Below are 16,653 nucleotides of genomic sequence, written 5' to 3'. Positions count from 1 at the left end.
GATAAGATTTAAGCTATTAGACAGGGAGGATGCGTAATGTCAAATTCAAATAAGAACTTATAGATATTCGAATACTGAGGATAAGAGTGCTGTGTAGGAATATCAGCGTTAAACTCTTTTATGCTGAGCGTCTTAGGGCTCTTGTCTAGCTGGATTTGCTCTGACATGGTATTTTTTTCAGAACTCTTTTTTTCAGCTTCTTTCTTCAATTGATCATTTAAATAACAACTCCCATAACACATAGTCATCGGTTTGTCTTGGTTTACACAAAACAATTCCGCTAGTCTATCTCTATTTACTTCAAAATTAAGCCTGATGACCATGAACATGAAAGTATGGCAAAGAAAAAATAGTAGTAGCGCTATAGTGATGACTTTTTGCTTCACAATTACAAAAGTAGTGTATTTTGATCTTTAATCAATCATATTAAAAAATAGTTCGTCTGATGCTAACGATTAAAGTGTATAATGTAAAAGAAAGGAGATCGTTAGTTACAATTGTTACCTAAAACTTACTCCCTTAAGGCCCATGTTCGTTCGACTAATCGATGAAAATGTTCGATAAAATTATTTGTGAAGATTTTTTTTTATATTTTTGATATTGAAGTAATCGAATATTATGCCACTAACTCCACTAAATGAGCCTTTAGGAAATCAAAGAGCTTCTCATCTTTTGAGAAGAACTATATTTGGTGCAACTCCGGATTTGGTTCAAGAATTTTCTCAGCTCACACCTCAGGAGGCATTTGACAGACTGTTTGTTCCAGACATTCCAGTGCCCCAGCCGCCAATAGATCCAGCAACGGGTCAAGAGTGGATGCTGTCGGGTACGACAGACGCCAACAGTGAAGGATTTGAATTGGAACGCTACTTTTTAGGTTGGCAGCTTGGTCAATTTCTTGGCCCAAATGTAGCAGATGAGCAAAAGCTGGCCTATGTTTTCAAAGAAAGAGTTGTTTATTTTTTACATACGCATTTCACTACAAAACGCTCGGTTGTAGGTAACAGTAGAGCTTTATACTTTCAAAATCAACTTTTCAGACAATTTGCCTTTGACCAGTTTTTGGAAGAAGATTTGAGCTTCAAAGATTTGGTCAAGAAAGCCTCTGTAGATAATGCCATGTTGCAGTTTTTAGATGGTAGGTTAAACGTCAAGGGTAGTCCGAATGAGAATTATGCTAGGGAATTGCTAGAATTATATTCTGTAGGACGTGGCTTGGAAGGAACGGATAAAGGCGATAATGCCGTTGGGGATTATGGCACTTTTACTGAACAGGATGTCCAAGAAGGCGCAAGGATTTTGTCAGGGTTCAACGTGGATCCCACTTTTAGTTTTATAGATGAACAAACTGCACTGCCAACGGGAATTGCCAAAGGAAATGGATTAACAGCTGCTCAGCATGATAACAACAGTAAACAATTAAGTTTTCGCTTCAATAATGCTATAATTACTCCAAACCCCGAATTATTGTTGAATGGAGAAGCAACCTATGAAAGCGCGCTAGATGAAATTAAACAATTCATTGATGTTATTTTTCAGCAAGAGGAAACTGCAATTCATATCTGTAGGAAGATTTATCGCTTTTTCGTTTACCATGAAATAACGGAAGAAATTCAAAATGGAGTAATTAAAGATATGGCTTCCGTCTTTGTAGAACAAGATTTTAGTTTGCAGGCTGTTTTACAAGCTTTATTCAGTAGTCGGGAATTCTATGAAGGAGCCGATGGTATTTCAGATGATAATTTCGGAAGCATCATAAAAAGTCCATTGGATTTAATAATCGGTCATGCAAGAAGTGTAGAATTGCAATTGCCAGATTATCTTTTGAACCCCGATGCATTTTATGAAATCACAAATGATTGGTTGGGGAAAATGGGGGATATGGGCTTGAATTTTTACGAGCCATTCGAAGTAGCTGGTTATTTGGCATATCATCAATTCCCCATTTATCATCGTGGTTGGATAACTACTTCTTATTTAACGCAAAGATATGCTTATGTACAAAGCGTCAGTAGTGCCAATATGGAAGGAATGGCAGTTCAAGTAAGCACCCCAATAGAATATGTCGAAAAATATGTTAACAATAATACGGCCTCGAATGCGAAAGATTTGGTAATTGAAATTGCGAATCAATTTTTGGCGCTGACGGATAACTTAGGTTTTCAAAACCCTGATACCAGTCCTTTGACTGAAGAAAGATTGAATTATTTCCTAGATGCATTTTTAAAAACTTTTCAAATAGATGAAAATCCTGAAGAAGCTTGGGCTTTTCGCTGGACACAAGGAGTAGACAGAGAAACCGTAGAAAGACAATTACAAGATCTTTTTAATGCTATTTTGCAATCACCTGAATATCAATTGATGTAGGCTATGAATAGAAGAAAATTTTTAAAACAACTAGGGTTTGCAGCTGGCGCACCTATTGCCTTTCAAGGAATCCCTTTGCGTCTTTTATCCTCTCATCAGCCGCTTAAAAATCTATTACCAAAAAGTGACAATGATAAGGTATTAGTCATACTTCAGTTGCATGGTGGCAACGATAGCATTAATAGTTTCATTCCTATCGAAAATTATGACCTATATTACAACAGAAGGGCAAATATTGCCATCCCTTACAAAAGTGGTAACAGAACATTAATTCCGCTAGACAGTACTTTGGCTGCACCTGACCAGGTAGGGCTCCATCCTGATATGATTGATTTCAAAAGCATGTACGATAGGGGACAAGCTGCAATGTATCAGGGAGTGTCATATCCTAAAAATAATGGGTCACACTTCAGAGGTCGTGATATTTGGTTTATGGGGGGCGATTATGACGATTATTATTCGTCAGGATGGATTGGAAGATATTTAAACCAGGTTTATGCACCCTCTGCCTACCCTGATGATTTTCCTAATACGGCCATGCCTGACCCTTTGGCTTTGGAAATGGGAAATGACACTTCTCTGTTATTTCATCAGGAAGGTAATATTCCTACATCTATTTCATTAGGGAATAGCCCAGGACAGTTGTTGAATCAAATAGAAAACTTAGAAGGTTTTGCTGATCAGGGCGTTGACCCAAGGGGTCTTCCGCCTGAGCACTTAAATGGTTCTCCCTACAAAAAGGAAATGGACTGGATATTAGGCTTGGAAGATAAGTCAGAAACTTACATCAAAAGATTGCAGGAGATTTATCAATCTTCAAATGAAAGTTCAGTTGAATATCCGGAAATCTATCCATTTAATGCCCCTTCTGGCAGTTTAAGGAATCCATTGAGCGGTCAGTTAAAGTTAGTTTCTCGACTATTGGGAGGAGGTATCAAAACTAAAGTATTTCTAGTGAAAATGGGTGGTTTTGATAACCATGCCGGACAAGTAGAAAGTACTAATACTACCATGGGAGTGCACGCCACTAAAATGTACCATATTTCTGCTGCTATGAAAGCATTTCATGCTGACTTGAAAGCAAGAGGAATGGAAGACAAGGTGCTTACTATCAGTATGAGCGAATTTGGAAGGCGAATACCTTCCAATGGAAGTTATGGAACAGATCACGGGAAAGGTGGCTCGGTGATGGTATTTGGAAACAGGGTAAATCCCGGAGTGTTCGGAACCAATCCTGATTTGAATAAGAATAATATTGATTTGCAGTTTGATTACCGTCAACTCTATGCAAGCATTTTGCATGAATGGCTGGGGGTTGATCAACAAAGTATTAATGATGATATTTTCTTTAAGGATTTCTTCAATGCAACGGATGAAAATGGCAATCCTTTGCCTGATGTTGAAATGATTTCAAACAGCATAACTGGTACTAATTCCTGGTTAGGAAAGCATTTTAAGGTTGATAATCCTTTTCCAAACCCTGCTGGAGATCAAACTAACTTACGAATTCAAAGTAATGAGCCAGGTAAAGTAAGAATTGAGATTCTTGGTGTAAATGGGCAGTCAATTGGGGTGCTTAATAAGGGACTTCTTCAAGGTAGTAACGATATTCAGTTAGATGTATCTGGTTTGAAATCTGGTATTTATACAATAAGAGTAAACGCAAAAAATATCAATGACACTAAAAAACTTATCAAAAACTGATTTTATGCCTGGAGCTAAATTTTTTCCAATTGTATTGATATTTTTTCTATTTTTCACAGTCTTTGATGGATTAGCTCAAAGAAGAAAAAAGCCAAGTACGCCTGCTTCTCAAGCGCAGGAATTCCTCAACACCCAGTGGTGGTTGGGTTTGAGGGGTGGAACAAACTTCAGTCAAACGACACTGATCCAAAGCTATTCTGGCCTAAACCCAATAAATTATGACAATGAAGACCTAGAAAAAGAATATGAGAATTTTGTGAATCCAGCTTTTCATATTGGCTTGGATGTGACCTTTTATCATAAAGGCTTTTCTATCATGAGCTTTCCGACTTTTTTCAGAAATAACATCAATTATAGCAGTGAATTAGCCTGGTCAGGAGAAACAGAAAGAGATCAATATGAAACCAGCTATAATGTCAGGCAAAGTATTACTTTTCTCGAATTGCCCGTAGCAGTAAAATATGATATAATAGGAGATAAAATTCGACCTTTTGTGATGGCAGGTGCTTTTTATTCCATTGCATTTGATGCAAATAAAGAGGTGCAGATTTTTGAGACGGATTATGCTTCTGGTCAGCCAGTAGAATTTCAAAGAGCAAATATTAAGCTCAATAATAAGGAAGAAATTAAAAATAATTGGGGAGTACTCGGTGGCGTTGGGGTAAGTTTTGATTTTTGGAACATAAGATCCATCATAGATGTGCAATACCGACACAGTTTTCAATCTATCGTAAATAGTGAGACTCGCTTTGATGAAAACACTTTTTCATCTTTTGGAGAAGTGCAAGACGATTATAGCCTGCAAAATTATAGCGCATCTTTAAGTTTTGTTTTCCCTCTCCGATTCATTGACAGCCAGTTTAAAGCATTATGAAAAACAGTTTAATAGTACTTGGTCTTATCACCTCATTTTTCATTTTTTCTTGTGAAAGTGATGAATTATCCCTTGAGCAGCAATCATTTTTAAAAATCTATGATGATGCAAATTATAATGCTTCCTATAGTCCTGTAGGGCTTCACCAGAGCGGTGATAATTTTTTTGTTTTATCAGAGAGAAGACTTACATCCAGTGATTTTTCAGGCATTAATCTAGTGGTGACGGATTCAATTGGGGATTTCGTGAATGAGCAGCAATTGGAGGATAACTTTGTTGCCCCCACTAAATCATTGTTGAAGGTGGGTACTTCTTTGTATTTTTTCTGTATGGATAGAAATTCACTAAGGCCCTATCTTGCCGTAATATCTGAAGATAGTACGCTGAATACCATCGCATTGAATACTACTGCTTCGTATCCGCTTGCTGCAAACGTGACGGCAAACAATAATTTATTGCTCCTTTCTTATGATCCTGACGGATTGAATACGATTTTGACTGAGGTAAGTCGCGAAGGACGTATATTACAACAAGCTAGATATTCCATAGGCCCTGGAAGTGATGTACAGGATGCGATTGTCAATCATTTTACCAAGAGAAGTGCCAGATTACCATTTTTCTGTGGACAGACAGCTGGCAACCGATACTATTTTAATGGATTTTATAACTATACCTTATCCATGGTATTTACTAATTTTGGGGACGATCCTACTGGCGTTTTACAAGGCCAGGGAAGTGACGCAGGTTTAAAAGCGGCCTACTCAACGGCAGCCTCAGATTTTACAATTGTCGGCTATCAGTTTTCTGACCACTTTATGAATGCGAAAACAACTTTGCCCTTGAACAATATTAGTTCTTCAGTCAATCTATTTGATAGAAATATTCCTGAAATAGCAGAAAAGGCGGTTTGTAGAATTATACCATTCAATGGCATTAACAGAGAGCTAGTAATAATTGCCTCCGAGACAGAAGGTAGACAAGTAGTACTCTACTTTTATGATATAAACTCTGGTCAATTAGAAGCTACTTACTATTTGGGCACCTTAAACCCATTTACCCTTTCAAGCATAATTGAACTCGAGGATGGTGGAATTGCAATTGCAGGAACAACATTCTTGGCAGGAAGATTTGAAAGAATTTACTTGCAAAAAATCACTAGAGCCCAATTACTGGAGATTTTATAAGCTGGTTTTAAAAATTTAAACCATCTTGCGGTTCATGTATAGATCTATTTTTTTGAAATTATTTAATCGTAAGTTTTCTAAAAAGGAGAAAGTCCAAAAGTTCGGTGATTTAAAAAATGAAGTTTTTCTGTTTAGCTGGATTTCAGAATATTTCCAAAAGGCTCATAGATCAGATTCATCGCATGTTATAACCGATAAGGTTTGCAATGATCTAGATTTTGATGAGCTATTCATGTATTTAGACAGAACCAAATCTAAAGTAGGACAGCAGTCCTTATACAGTCGTTTGAGGTTAATTGATGTAGTTAATCAAATTGATGCTGAAGATGAGAACCTTATCAAAAGAATTAGCGCAGATGAAAACTTGAGGGCAAGTTTGGAAAAACAGCTTTCAAGACTGAATAGCACTGAGGCATTTTATATTTCCAAATTATTTCAGGATAAAATTATCAAAGCGCCATCATGGTATCAATTTTTGCCTTTTTTATCAATTTTCTCTTTTCTTTCCATCATTAGTTTACTTTTTTCTAATGTTATGGTCTACCTGATCCCCATTTTAGTGATAGTTAACATGGGGATCCACTATAGAAATAAGAATAATCAGCAACATTATATCTCATCCCTGCCAGAGTTATTAAAACTGCATTCTGTTGTAAAAAATCTGCACGCAGCTGACCACACTATATTCAATGAGATTGAAGTAGAGCAGTCTATTTCCACTTTAGGTAAATTGAAAAAGCATTTTGCCCTATTTCAAATGGAAAATAAATTACAAGGAGATGCTAGTAATTTGGTTTGGGGAAGTGTTGAAATAATAAAAATACTATTGCTGTTAGAGCCTATTTTGTTTTTCAGGGCTTTAAAAAAGATAGATAGTAATCAAGATCATATTATACATTTATTTAATGCATTAGGAAGAGTTGATATGCTTTATTCTATTGCATCCCTACGCTCAGGCGCTGATAAATTTTGCATACCAAATTTCACGGAAGCTAAAACAGGACTGCAAGCGACTGGTATTTATCACCCCCTTATTGAAAATTGTGTAGAAAACGATATTGACACCCATGGTAAATCTGTACTATTAACTGGTTCTAATATGTCCGGTAAAACTACGTTCATTAGATCTATTGGAATTAATTTGATTACTTCGATTTCATTGAATACCAGTTTTGCTAGCAAATTTTCCTTACCAAAAATGAGATTGAGTTCAGCTATTAGGATCAGTGACGACTTGATGAATGATAAAAGCTATTATTTTGAAGAGGTATCTACTATAAAGGAAATTATTAATTGTTCAGAGCGCGATAATTCTTATCTATTTCTACTTGACGAAATTTTTAAGGGAACCAATACCATTGAACGAATTTCAGCCGGTAAGGCAGTGCTTTCTTACCTAGCTCGAAATAATAATGTAGTATTTGTTTCTACTCATGACATAGAACTGACTGATTTATTGAAAGATGAGTATAACCTCTACCATTTTAGTGAAGTAATTAATGGCGATTACGTAGACTTTGATTACAAGTTAAAAAGTGGAAAATTGAAAACTAGGAATGCTATTAGGATATTAGAGATCAATCAGTACCCAAACCCTATTATTGACGAGGCAAAAACGACTGCAATTCACTTAGAAATGGAACAGAAGTAGAAATAAGCGTTAAGTATTTTTCCTCAATTGCTTTAATGCTACTTCAATATCCTTGGGATAAGGAGCCTCAACTGAAATAATTTGACCTTTTACATCAGTTAAACATATACTGACCGCATGCAATGCAAATCTTTTTATAAGAGGTTGTTCTTCCTTTTGTTTCCCAATAATAAAATTCTTTTTAAAGGAGGATAAATATAATGATTGCCCTCCATAAGTTTCATCACCAGTAATAGAGGCATTTAATGATGCTAAATGAACTCTAATTTGATGCATTCTGCCTGTTTCGGGTTTGCATGCGATCAATGAATGCTTTTTGAAGGTTTCCACCGTATTAAAAATAGTTTTGGCAGCTTTTCCTTGTCGGTGAGAAATTTTAACATAGCCTGAAGCAGTTGTGTGTAATGGTAAATTCACCTCTTCATCCTTAAATTGATGTAAACCATCAACAATAGCATTGTAGATTTTTTCCACTTGCCGGTGCTCAAACTGCATGGATGCATTTCTATAAGCCTCAGGATTTTTTGCCACCAAGAGCACTCCTGAGGTTTCCTTATCCAGTCGGTGACAGATTTGATAATCGTCATTATACTTTTTAACTAATGACAAGATGGTTACTGAGTCGTTTCTATCTGCCAAGGTAGAAACGAACGGTGGTTTGTTGATGAAAATGTAGTCTTCTGATTCTTCTATGATCAGAGGTTTAATTGATTTGTAATACATTTTAAATTTAATATTAATCTACTCTGCCTCTTCTTCCTCATCTACTTGAGGCACATAAGGTTCCGGGATTTTTTTTGCTGGAAGCTTGAAGCTAAATAAAGAGCCTTTTCCTACCGTGCTTGTAACCGAAACGGACGAGCCATGTGCCTCTATAATATGCTTTACAATAGCCAGTCCCAGGCCTGTCCCACCTCTTTCTTTCGACCTACTTTTATCGATTCGGTAAAATCTTTCAAATATCCTTTTGATGTGTTCTGGTGAAATTCCTGCACCATGATCTTGTATGGCTATTGTCACATCTTTTTCGGTTACTTCAAATCCGACTACAATTTCGGTATTTTCATCGGAATATTTTATGGCATTGGATATCAAATTTACAATAACTTGATAAATTCGTTGGTAATCTGCAATTACATTGATTGGAGCATCATAAACCTTGTCAAATTGAAGATTCATATTCTTTTTGTCGGTTTTCCCCTCAAATTGATCAAAAACATCTTCAACTAAAGCAAGTAAATCAAGTTCTTCAAAGTGCATAGTTATTTCACCTGCTTCTATATGAGACAGGGTTAGTAAGTCATTGACTAACATTTCTAATCCATCTAAGCTTTTGGCAGCTTTTTTTAAGAATTTCCCTCTTACTTTTTTGTCTTTAACTGCTCCATCAATAAGCGTATAAACAAAACCTTGCGCAGCAAAAATCGGGGTTTTTAATTCATGAGAAACATCTGCCAGAAACTCACGCCTATAGGTAGCCATTCTTTTCAACTCATCAATTTCTTGTTGTTTATTGGCCGCGTAACTGAAAATTTCTTGATTAATTTTTCGTAAAGGGTTGAAAGATTTTTGAGTTTCTATGTCGTTAACGAATGAGTAATTTTTTTCGCCTAGTTTGTTAAAGACTTCATAGAGTTTATTTATTTCTTTAAAAAAGAGAAATTCTAAGACTATACTGATGAGCAGATAGGCTGAAGAAGCGGACAAAATAAAGGTTAAGATAAGTGCTGTGGTCCCAATACCTTCCAGTAAGCTTAGGAAAGCAGTTGTGACAATGGCTATTGAAATAGCTAATAAAACAGAAACTCCTCTGGAATTAAAAAGCATAGATTCTTCTATTCCATATCAAATTTATAACCCACACCTTTAACAGTAGAAATGTAGCCATCGCCTACTTTTTCTCTTACTTTCCGGACATGAACATCCACGGTTCTTGCTAGTACATATACATCCGAGCCCCAAATGTTTTGTAAAAGGTCATCTCTGTTGAAAACTTTATTAGGATTTTGTGCCAGGAAATACAACAATTCAAATTCTTTTTTAGGTAATGAAACTTGTTTTCCATCAACAGTTACTGTGTAGCTGGTTCTGTCGATCGTCAAATTCCCAATAGTGATTTTATTACTGTCTTTCTGCTTTTTTATATCGCGCCTAAAGTAGGCGTTAATGCGACTCATTAAAGCGCGAGGTTTAATCGGTTTAGTGATATAATCATCAGCGCCATTTTCAAAAGCCGCCACTTCTGAGTATTCTTCTGAACGAGCCGTAAGGAAAATAATAAATGCATTGGCCGATTCAGGATTTTCCCTTAGTTGACGACAAGTTTCTACACCATCTTGATTAGGCATCATGATATCAAGCAGGATCAGGTGAGGTTGAAACTTTTGTGCTTTTTCAACTGCCGTTTTTCCGTCTTGAGCCGTTTTTACCTCATAGCCTTCTTTAGTGAGGTTATATTCCAAAAGCTCTAGAATGTCTGATTCATCATCAACGACAAGCACCTTATGGCTTTGCTTGTTTCCCATGGTTAAGTATGTTTTGTTTTAGGCTAAATTCGATAAAAATATTTATAAATTAAGCTATTAAAATGGTAATAACAATTTCTTAATATCTAATTAAACTTAAGGATACATCTGTTATAAAGAATTGAAGTTCTTTTGATAAAATTCCAACATTTTTAATATGTCGCCATTAAATTGCTCTTCTAATTCCATTTCAAGTAATTGCTGATGACCTGAATATCGTTTGTATGAAAGCAAATAAGCATTATTAATCTTCATTTCATTATCAAGTAGCGCATCAAATTTCGAACTTTTAAATTTTTGATTTTGAAGATCACTTTTAAACTTTTCTATAAAATAGTACTTCTGATTTTCTTTTTCTGTAGTGTTAAAGTGTTCTATTTGGTGATACAGGCTATCAAATTTTGGTAAGTAATTTCTCACAAATTCAGTAATGGTATGACGGTCGTTAAGCTGTATTAAATATTTCTGATAATATTCACTAGCTGTTTCAGATCGCTGCTCGAAATACATTTTGGTAAATTCTTGACCAAAGAAAGAAGCTAAATTTTCATTGAAGTCCACACTGTCTTTTATGAATATTTCATCATGCGTGAGCTCATGGAGGATTAATTCAGCTAATCTGCCTTCGTTGTATTGTAGTACATTACTTAAAAGAGGATCATTTAGCCAACCTAAAGTCGACCAAGCACTTGCCGTTCTAAGTCGAACGTCAAATCCTTTGTCTTTCAAATCTTGCTGTAGTTTGATAGCCTCCCTTTCAATGAAAAATCCTTTATAGCTTACTTTTCCTAAAACAGGAAATTTCCATTCATAGTTTTCAAGACTATAGGGATAAGCGGCTGTGACTACCCACATCAATTCTTTCCCTTCTTGGTCATACATTTTTTCGTATTGTTCCTCAGAAGAAAACCCTAATTCAGATTTTGCAAAAGACTTCACAGATTTTACTAATGCTATTTTGGCCTTCAAAGAATCAGGGTAGGTTGGATTTTTCAAATAAGCACTCAAAGGCTCAGCATTATACATGATGGCTAATTGACCTTTAGCTTGTTGCCAGCCATATCGAATTAAATCCCATTTTAAAACAACGAAAATAGTGATTACAGTTAAAGCGAGGAGTAGTATTTTGCGGAAAATAGATTTCAATTATTTTTTCTTATTGGAAGGGTTTTAAAAATATTAAAGTATACTGCATGAGAGAATTCGAATATCTTATTGTTAAAATCCCAGTAGGGCTCAAACCTTAGTAGTAGTGTGGAAGACTCCCCGATGTGAAATTCATTCATAACTCTTAGAATGAGGAGTTTTCGTTCATCTTCAAAAAATCTAGAATTGGGATCAGTGCTGTAGGATTGATATAATCTACCGCCTTTATATGAGTAAAAATGATCTCCTTGCCAGTAACTCATCATGAAATCTCCAATTTTAGTTTCAAGAGTACCGTTGAGGTAATAGCCGTACCCTTGTGTGTAAGGTAAAATATAATCGAAACTATTATCAATATAGTGCAGGAAGTAACCTTCCCACTTATGTCCTTCTACAAAGCTCGAATTTAACTTTTTATGGTAAGATGCTCCAACTGCATTATTGAAGCGTGTCACAAGAGGAGAACCTTCCACATTGTCGATCTGCCCTGCCCGATGGTACCCCTTGAATTGGTAATGAAGACTCATTTCGTTTCCGTTTTTTTTAATGATGTCATAGCTGGCCACTAATCCTCCTGACACTTCCTCTTTGAAAGGAGAGTCCTGATAAATCATCTTTTCCCAATTGATCCAGGCATCAAAGAAAATTTTCTCTGTGTTGTATAAGTATTGCAAACCATTTTCCGGAGTATCAACTAATAGCCTTTCAAAGTCTTCTAAAGGCTCTAACATTCGGTGATGGATAGAACCATTATAGTTTCCGAAAATTAATTGACTGTCATTCCAATCGTATAAAATACTGAAATAAGGAATAGAATAGGTGAGGTTATTATTCCCAAAATCTTTTTGTAAAAATATACCTGCTTGAATATTTACTTGTTCATGCAATTGGTATCCAATGCTAGGAATAAATCTTGTACCAAATAAGGTATAACCCTTTACGATTTCATTGAAGTATTCATTATTCTTATTGAAAGACAAAACCCTTAAAGAAAAGCTAAAAGGGTCATCTATCGTACTGTCTTTATTGATGGGCTGTTCGAAGCCAGTATTGTCTAATTGAGCCACCAGTGCATTAGTAAAAAAGACTAAAAAAATGATGGAAACACAAATAATTTTGAATTGCATAAAATTAAGTTATAAAGCAAGGCTAAAGCATTTGGCAATTGTTTCTTTTCCTGCTAAATTCGATGCAGCAATTTACAAATAAGCCCTATACAAATTATTAAAGATGAGCGAAAAAAGCGAAAAATTAAAAGCATTACAACTAACTATTGATAAACTGGACAAAACTTACGGGAAAGGTTCTGTAATGAAGTTGAGTGATGAAAAGGTAGTGGATGTTCCCTCCATTCACACAGGTTCTTTAGGATTAGATATTGCGTTGGGAACTGGAGGTATTCCACGAGGAAGAGTAATTGAAGTTTATGGGCCAGAATCATCTGGTAAAACGACTTTGGCAATGCATTGTATTGCTGAAGCTCAAAAAGCTGGTGGAATGGCTGCAATAATAGATGCTGAACATGCTTTTGATAAAGCTTATGCTGAGAAGTTAGGAATAGACACAGAAAATTTATTGATATCTCAGCCCGACAGTGGAGAGCAGGCTTTGGAAATAGCAGAGCACTTAATTCGTTCAGGGGCTTTAGATATTGTAGTGATAGATTCTGTGGCTGCTTTGGTTCCGAAAGGAGAGCTGGAAGGTGAAATGGGAGATAGTAAAATGGGTCTTCAAGCCCGATTAATGTCTCAAGCACTTAGGAAACTAACTGGTGCTATAAGCAAGACTGGTTGTTCATGCATTTTCATCAACCAATTGAGAGAGAAAATTGGGGTGATGTTTGGAAATCCTGAAACCACGACCGGAGGGAACGCTTTAAAATTTTATGCATCTGTTCGTTTAGATATCAGAAGGATTGGAAGCATAAAAGAAGGCCCTGATAATATCACCGGAAACCGAGTGAAAGTTAAGGTTGTGAAAAATAAGATGGCTCCACCTTTCAAAGTAGTTGAATTCGATATCATGTATGGAGAAGGGATTTCGAAAGTTGGGGAAATCATCGACTTAGGTGTTGAATTGGAAGTGATTAAGAAGGCAGGCTCTTGGTTCTCTTATATGGATAATAAGCTCGGACAAGGAAGAGATTCTGTTAAAACGTTAATTTTAGATAACCCGGAATTAATGGAAGAATTAGAAACTAAAATTAGAGCTAAGATAAATGGTGAAGATTTGGAAGGGAAGGCTGAAAAAGCCAAAAAATAGTCAATGAATAGGGAGGGAAAGCAGCTACTAAAGAATAGCTGCTTTTTTTGTATCCACCTACATCTAAAATTCACTAAAGCTTAATACGAACTATTAATCTTCAGCTTTATTTTCACGTATATTTATGTGAGAATGAGTCCTGAACTATTGAAAAATAAAAGCAATTATAAAAATGTGCTATCCATCATAGATAGTGCTGATTGGCTTTTATTTATCACCACTTTCATTCGAAGGAATAATCTTATTACTAAACTATATTGGTCTTATCTATTAGCAGGCTTTGTCGGCTTTATCTATATTTTCTTTAGTAATGAATTGATAGCTATTGATCACCGGCTGTGGATTGTTGGGTTAACAGGTGGCTTGCTATTCTCTCTATTGATAAGCCCTGTTTTGCATGAATTATTGCAGGCGCTTTGTTTTAAGGTCTACGGAGCGAGTTCCATTAAATTCAACTGGAATTGGAATCTATTTCGTTTCAATATTCAAGCTAATGATTTCGTTTTAAGTAAAAGAAATTATTACTTGATCTGTATTATCACATTTTTAATTTTCTCCATTCTGCCTTTTATATTAGCTTTTTTTACTAACGGTATATGGTTGTTTGGCCTACTATCTCTTTCCTTTTTTCATGCGCTTTACGCTATGAAAGATTTAGCTGTTTGTAGTTACTTATATAAGTTTGCGAATTGCTATATCTATAGCTCAGAGGAAAATAAAACAATTTTCTATAAGTCACTACCTTAAACGAGATTCACAAAACTTCCTTAATTTCTTTTCGTTTTTGCTTTAAATCATAGATCATTTAACATGAGAATTTTATCGAGAGTCACTTTATTTTTGTTTGCTATAATTGCTTTAAGTTGTGAATCAAAAGAAAAGGAAGTTGAAGAATTAAAATCTGAAACTATTGCCATTCATGATGAAGTAATGCCTAAAATGGACGATATCATGAAATTGAAAAAATCGCTAAAAAATAAGCAAGATTCTGCTGATGCAAGCGATATTATTCAGGATTTGATAATAGCTTTAGAAGAATCGGATAAAGCAATGATGAATTGGATGAGGAATTATGATCCTAGAATGGAAGACATGACTGAGGATGAAAAAATAGAATATCTTAACAGTCAAAAGGCGGCTATTTCCGAGGTTAGCAGAGAAATGAACAAAAGTATTGCTGAGGCAGAGGAATTTTTAAAATAATAATTACTGACAACTGAAAAGTGATTCTTCAACTGTTTCTAACTCAATCATGCCTTTTTCATTGCCCCAACTGTTGTAGATGTAAGTAGAAATTTCAGCTATTTCTAAATTTGTTAATCTATTCAATGACGGCATTGCCTGATTGTAGGTTTTTCCATTCACCTCAATTTCGCCTTTTAATCCGTTTTTTATTGTACAAATGCTTCTTGGTACATCGGCAAGCATATAATCTGCTTTTGCTAGAGGGGGGAATAGCTTTCCCAAACCGTCCCCATTTTCTTGATGACAATTACTACAATGGGTAGTGTAAAGTTGCTTTCCCTGAATCATGTACTTTGCATACTTTTGCATTTTTTCATCTGAGTAATTCTCTGTGGCAGCGTTCTTAAATTCTTCGTAACTGCCGCATGAAAAAAGTATAATACTGATGAGGAAAATTGAATAGAGGAACTTCTTATTCTTCATAGGTTTGCAAAAGTAGTTCAATATCAGTAATTAATTTATCTACTTCCTCTGCTCGAGTTCCATCGTAAACGCCTCTTATTTTTCTTTCTTTATCTACTAAGACAAATGCACCACTATGAAGGAAACCGCCTACTTCATTTTCGTCTTCCATGGCTGTTACCATATAGCCCTTCTGTCCTAATTCATAAATCGCTTCTTTTTCTCCAGTAACGAAGTGCCACTTTGGAGTTTTTACATCCAATTTTGCCGCAAAATCTCTTAATAGAGCAACAGTATCATATTCTGGGTCAATGGTGTGGGAGATAATTGCAACCTCATCATTATCTTTATATGACTCATATACTCTTAGCATTTGCTTTTTCATGGTAGGGCAAATGGTGGGGCAAGAGGTGAAGAAGAAATCTGCCACATATACTTGTCCTTCAAAAGTTTCTGGTGTAACCCAGTTACTATCTTGATTAACAAGTTTGTAGTCAGGAATTCTATGGTCAACAGTGTCAGTTACTGTTTTTCCATCCACAATCTTTTCCACGTACTGCTTTCGACCCAAAATAGGGAATTCTGCTTTTTTATTTTTTTGATTCTCTAATCCACAGGCGGCCAGTGTTAGAGTGATTAAAGTGAAAAGGAAAGTTGATTTTAAATTGCTCATATCATTATTTACGAATTGTGATTTCTATTTTTCTCTAATGGCTTTATAGATTTTGATGGCTACCATTAGTAGTAGTCCAAATCCTATGAAACCAACGGTTCCCCAAATCCAGTCTAATTCATTTTTAAGTACTATTAGAAATACAACGGCTACTAAAAAAAGAGTTGCAACTTCATTCCAAATTCTTAACTGTGTGGAGCTGTATTTGATTTCACCTTTTTGCAGTTTTTTGTAAATGTAGTGACAAGAAAAGTGATAAAGGTAAAGTAAAAAGACAAAGCTTAACTTGATATGCATAAATGGCTGTTTTAACCAGGCTGGTTGTAAAACCAATAAAGATGTAGCAAGTACCAAAGTTATGATCGCAGAAGGCCATGTAATGACATTCCATAATAGTCGAGACATCTTACTAAGCTGAGCATGAAGAATTCCTCTTTCAGGTTCGGTTTTTTGGAGAGCTTCTGTTTGGTAAATAAAAAGTCTTACGATATAAAATAATCCTGCAAACCATGTGACTACAAATATAATATGCAAGGATTTAATGTATAGATACATGTTTCGCTAATTCGATTTATAAAGAAATTGTTTTTTGCTTATGCAAAAGTAATAATTATGAACTT

The 16,653-nt window shown here is 35.4% G+C and carries 17 protein-coding genes; 8 read left to right on the top strand and 9 right to left on the bottom strand.

Going from position 1 to position 16,653, the window contains the following annotated elements; genetic code table 11:
* Positions 1-8: 8 nt before the first annotated feature.
* On the bottom strand, positions 9-386 hold the full coding sequence (locus tag B9Y84_RS13570) for a hypothetical protein (protein WP_139828036.1): 378 nt from the start codon (positions 384-386) through the stop codon (positions 9-11).
* 232 nt (positions 387-618) lie between these two features.
* On the opposite strand from B9Y84_RS13570, the gene B9Y84_RS13565 reads away from it, so the two are divergent.
* The 5 genes from B9Y84_RS13565 to B9Y84_RS13545 are packed head-to-tail and all read left to right on the top strand — an operon-like array spanning position 619 to position 7,780.
* Positions 619-2,367: a DUF1800 domain-containing protein gene (locus B9Y84_RS13565; RefSeq protein ID WP_085517923.1), complete on the top strand. Its 1,749-nt coding sequence runs from the start codon at positions 619-621 to the stop codon at positions 2,365-2,367.
* A gap of 3 nt (positions 2,368-2,370) precedes the next feature.
* Complete coding sequence (locus tag B9Y84_RS13560) at positions 2,371-4,071, top strand: DUF1501 domain-containing protein (RefSeq protein ID WP_085517922.1); 1,701 nt, start codon at positions 2,371-2,373, stop codon at positions 4,069-4,071.
* A complete protein-coding gene (locus tag B9Y84_RS13555; protein ID WP_085517921.1) occupies positions 4,043-4,945 on the top strand; it encodes an outer membrane beta-barrel protein in 903 nt (300 codons plus the stop codon). Before B9Y84_RS13560 ends, B9Y84_RS13555 begins: the two co-directional genes overlap by 29 nt.
* Entirely contained in the window at positions 4,942-6,129 is a 1,188-nt protein-coding gene (locus B9Y84_RS13550) for a hypothetical protein (RefSeq protein ID WP_085517920.1), read from the top strand. The genes B9Y84_RS13555 and B9Y84_RS13550 overlap by 4 nt, the downstream gene beginning before the upstream one ends.
* A gap of 34 nt (positions 6,130-6,163) precedes the next feature.
* Positions 6,164-7,780, top strand: coding sequence for a MutS-related protein (locus tag B9Y84_RS13545; protein WP_085517919.1), 1,617 nt, complete (start codon positions 6,164-6,166; stop codon positions 7,778-7,780).
* Positions 7,781-7,789: 9 nt separating this feature from the next.
* On the opposite strand, the gene B9Y84_RS13540 is transcribed toward B9Y84_RS13545, so the two are convergent.
* The 5 genes from B9Y84_RS13540 to B9Y84_RS13520 form a co-directional block, all read right to left on the bottom strand.
* Positions 7,790-8,503: an RluA family pseudouridine synthase gene (locus B9Y84_RS13540; protein WP_085517918.1), complete on the bottom strand. Its 714-nt coding sequence runs from the start codon at positions 8,501-8,503 to the stop codon at positions 7,790-7,792.
* 18 nt (positions 8,504-8,521) lie between these two features.
* Entirely contained in the window at positions 8,522-9,607 is a 1,086-nt protein-coding gene (locus B9Y84_RS13535) for a sensor histidine kinase (protein ID WP_085517917.1), read from the bottom strand.
* Between the two features lie 8 nt (positions 9,608-9,615).
* Positions 9,616-10,305 carry a response regulator transcription factor gene (locus B9Y84_RS13530; protein ID WP_085517916.1) on the bottom strand — a complete coding sequence of 230 codons (690 nt, stop codon included), beginning with the start codon at positions 10,303-10,305 and terminating at the stop codon, positions 9,616-9,618.
* Between the two features lie 111 nt (positions 10,306-10,416).
* Positions 10,417-11,451 (bottom strand): aminopeptidase, encoded by a 1,035-nt coding sequence (locus tag B9Y84_RS13525; RefSeq protein ID WP_085517915.1) that lies wholly within the window; start codon positions 11,449-11,451, stop codon positions 10,417-10,419.
* A complete protein-coding gene (locus tag B9Y84_RS13520) occupies positions 11,448-12,578 on the bottom strand; it encodes a hypothetical protein (protein WP_085517914.1) in 1,131 nt (376 codons plus the stop codon). Before B9Y84_RS13520 ends, B9Y84_RS13525 begins: the two co-directional genes overlap by 4 nt.
* Before the next feature lie 103 nt (positions 12,579-12,681).
* Between B9Y84_RS13520 and recA the strand changes: the two genes are divergently transcribed.
* From recA to B9Y84_RS13505, 3 genes are all read left to right on the top strand, one after another.
* Positions 12,682-13,713: a recombinase RecA gene (gene recA, locus B9Y84_RS13515; protein WP_085517913.1), complete on the top strand. Its 1,032-nt coding sequence runs from the start codon at positions 12,682-12,684 to the stop codon at positions 13,711-13,713.
* 132 nt (positions 13,714-13,845) lie between these two features.
* Positions 13,846-14,460, top strand: coding sequence for a DUF3267 domain-containing protein (locus tag B9Y84_RS13510; RefSeq protein ID WP_085517912.1), 615 nt, complete (start codon positions 13,846-13,848; stop codon positions 14,458-14,460).
* Between the two features lie 63 nt (positions 14,461-14,523).
* A complete protein-coding gene (locus B9Y84_RS13505; RefSeq protein ID WP_085517911.1) occupies positions 14,524-14,916 on the top strand; it encodes a hypothetical protein in 393 nt (130 codons plus the stop codon).
* A 3-nt stretch (positions 14,917-14,919) separates the two neighbouring features.
* Here B9Y84_RS13505 and B9Y84_RS13500 read toward each other — a convergent pair whose 3' ends face one another.
* Genes B9Y84_RS13500 through B9Y84_RS13490 form a run of 3 tightly spaced genes read right to left on the bottom strand, consistent with a single transcriptional unit; the run spans position 14,920 to position 16,588 of the window.
* A complete protein-coding gene (locus B9Y84_RS13500) occupies positions 14,920-15,381 on the bottom strand; it encodes a c-type cytochrome (protein WP_085517910.1) in 462 nt (153 codons plus the stop codon).
* Positions 15,371-16,033 (bottom strand): SCO family protein, encoded by a 663-nt coding sequence (locus tag B9Y84_RS13495; protein ID WP_085517909.1) that lies wholly within the window; start codon positions 16,031-16,033, stop codon positions 15,371-15,373. Before B9Y84_RS13495 ends, B9Y84_RS13500 begins: the two co-directional genes overlap by 11 nt.
* Positions 16,034-16,057: 24 nt before the next feature.
* The gene (locus tag B9Y84_RS13490) at positions 16,058-16,588 is read right to left on the bottom strand and encodes a CopD family protein (RefSeq protein ID WP_085517908.1); all 531 of its coding nucleotides are present in this window, start codon (positions 16,586-16,588) and stop codon (positions 16,058-16,060) included.
* Between the last annotated feature and the right edge of the window lie 65 nt (positions 16,589-16,653).

This window comes from Marivirga sericea (assembly GCF_900177665.1).
Taxonomy (GTDB): Bacteria; Bacteroidota; Bacteroidia; order Cytophagales; family Cyclobacteriaceae; genus Marivirga; species Marivirga sericea.
Note: the sequence above shows the minus strand (reverse complement) of the source record. Positions and strands in the feature narration are given on the sequence as shown.

Bases quoted from the DNA above. Each gene is read 5' to 3' on its own strand.
- B9Y84_RS13545 (WP_085517919.1), top strand. From the start codon at position 6,164: ATGTATAGATCTATTTTTTTGAAATTATTTAATCGTAAGTTTTCTAAA.
- B9Y84_RS13530 (WP_085517916.1), bottom strand. From the start codon at position 10,305: ATGGGAAACAAGCAAAGCCATAAGGTGCTTGTCGTTGATGATGAATCA.
- recA (WP_085517913.1), top strand. From the start codon at position 12,682: ATGAGCGAAAAAAGCGAAAAATTAAAAGCATTACAACTAACTATTGAT.
- B9Y84_RS13540 (WP_085517918.1), bottom strand. From the start codon at position 8,503: ATGTATTACAAATCAATTAAACCTCTGATCATAGAAGAATCAGAAGAC.
- B9Y84_RS13550 (WP_085517920.1), top strand. From the start codon at position 4,942: ATGAAAAACAGTTTAATAGTACTTGGTCTTATCACCTCATTTTTCATT.
- B9Y84_RS13505 (WP_085517911.1), top strand. From the start codon at position 14,524: ATGAGAATTTTATCGAGAGTCACTTTATTTTTGTTTGCTATAATTGCT.
- B9Y84_RS13555 (WP_085517921.1), top strand. From the start codon at position 4,043: ATGACACTAAAAAACTTATCAAAAACTGATTTTATGCCTGGAGCTAAA.
- B9Y84_RS13510 (WP_085517912.1), top strand. From the start codon at position 13,846: ATGAGTCCTGAACTATTGAAAAATAAAAGCAATTATAAAAATGTGCTA.
- B9Y84_RS13560 (WP_085517922.1), top strand. From the start codon at position 2,371: ATGAATAGAAGAAAATTTTTAAAACAACTAGGGTTTGCAGCTGGCGCA.
- B9Y84_RS13520 (WP_085517914.1), bottom strand. From the start codon at position 12,578: ATGCAATTCAAAATTATTTGTGTTTCCATCATTTTTTTAGTCTTTTTT.
- B9Y84_RS13565 (WP_085517923.1), top strand. From the start codon at position 619: ATGCCACTAACTCCACTAAATGAGCCTTTAGGAAATCAAAGAGCTTCT.
- B9Y84_RS13535 (WP_085517917.1), bottom strand. From the start codon at position 9,607: ATGCTTTTTAATTCCAGAGGAGTTTCTGTTTTATTAGCTATTTCAATA.
- B9Y84_RS13500 (WP_085517910.1), bottom strand. From the start codon at position 15,381: ATGAAGAATAAGAAGTTCCTCTATTCAATTTTCCTCATCAGTATTATA.
- B9Y84_RS13490 (WP_085517908.1), bottom strand. From the start codon at position 16,588: ATGTATCTATACATTAAATCCTTGCATATTATATTTGTAGTCACATGG.
- B9Y84_RS13495 (WP_085517909.1), bottom strand. From the start codon at position 16,033: ATGAGCAATTTAAAATCAACTTTCCTTTTCACTTTAATCACTCTAACA.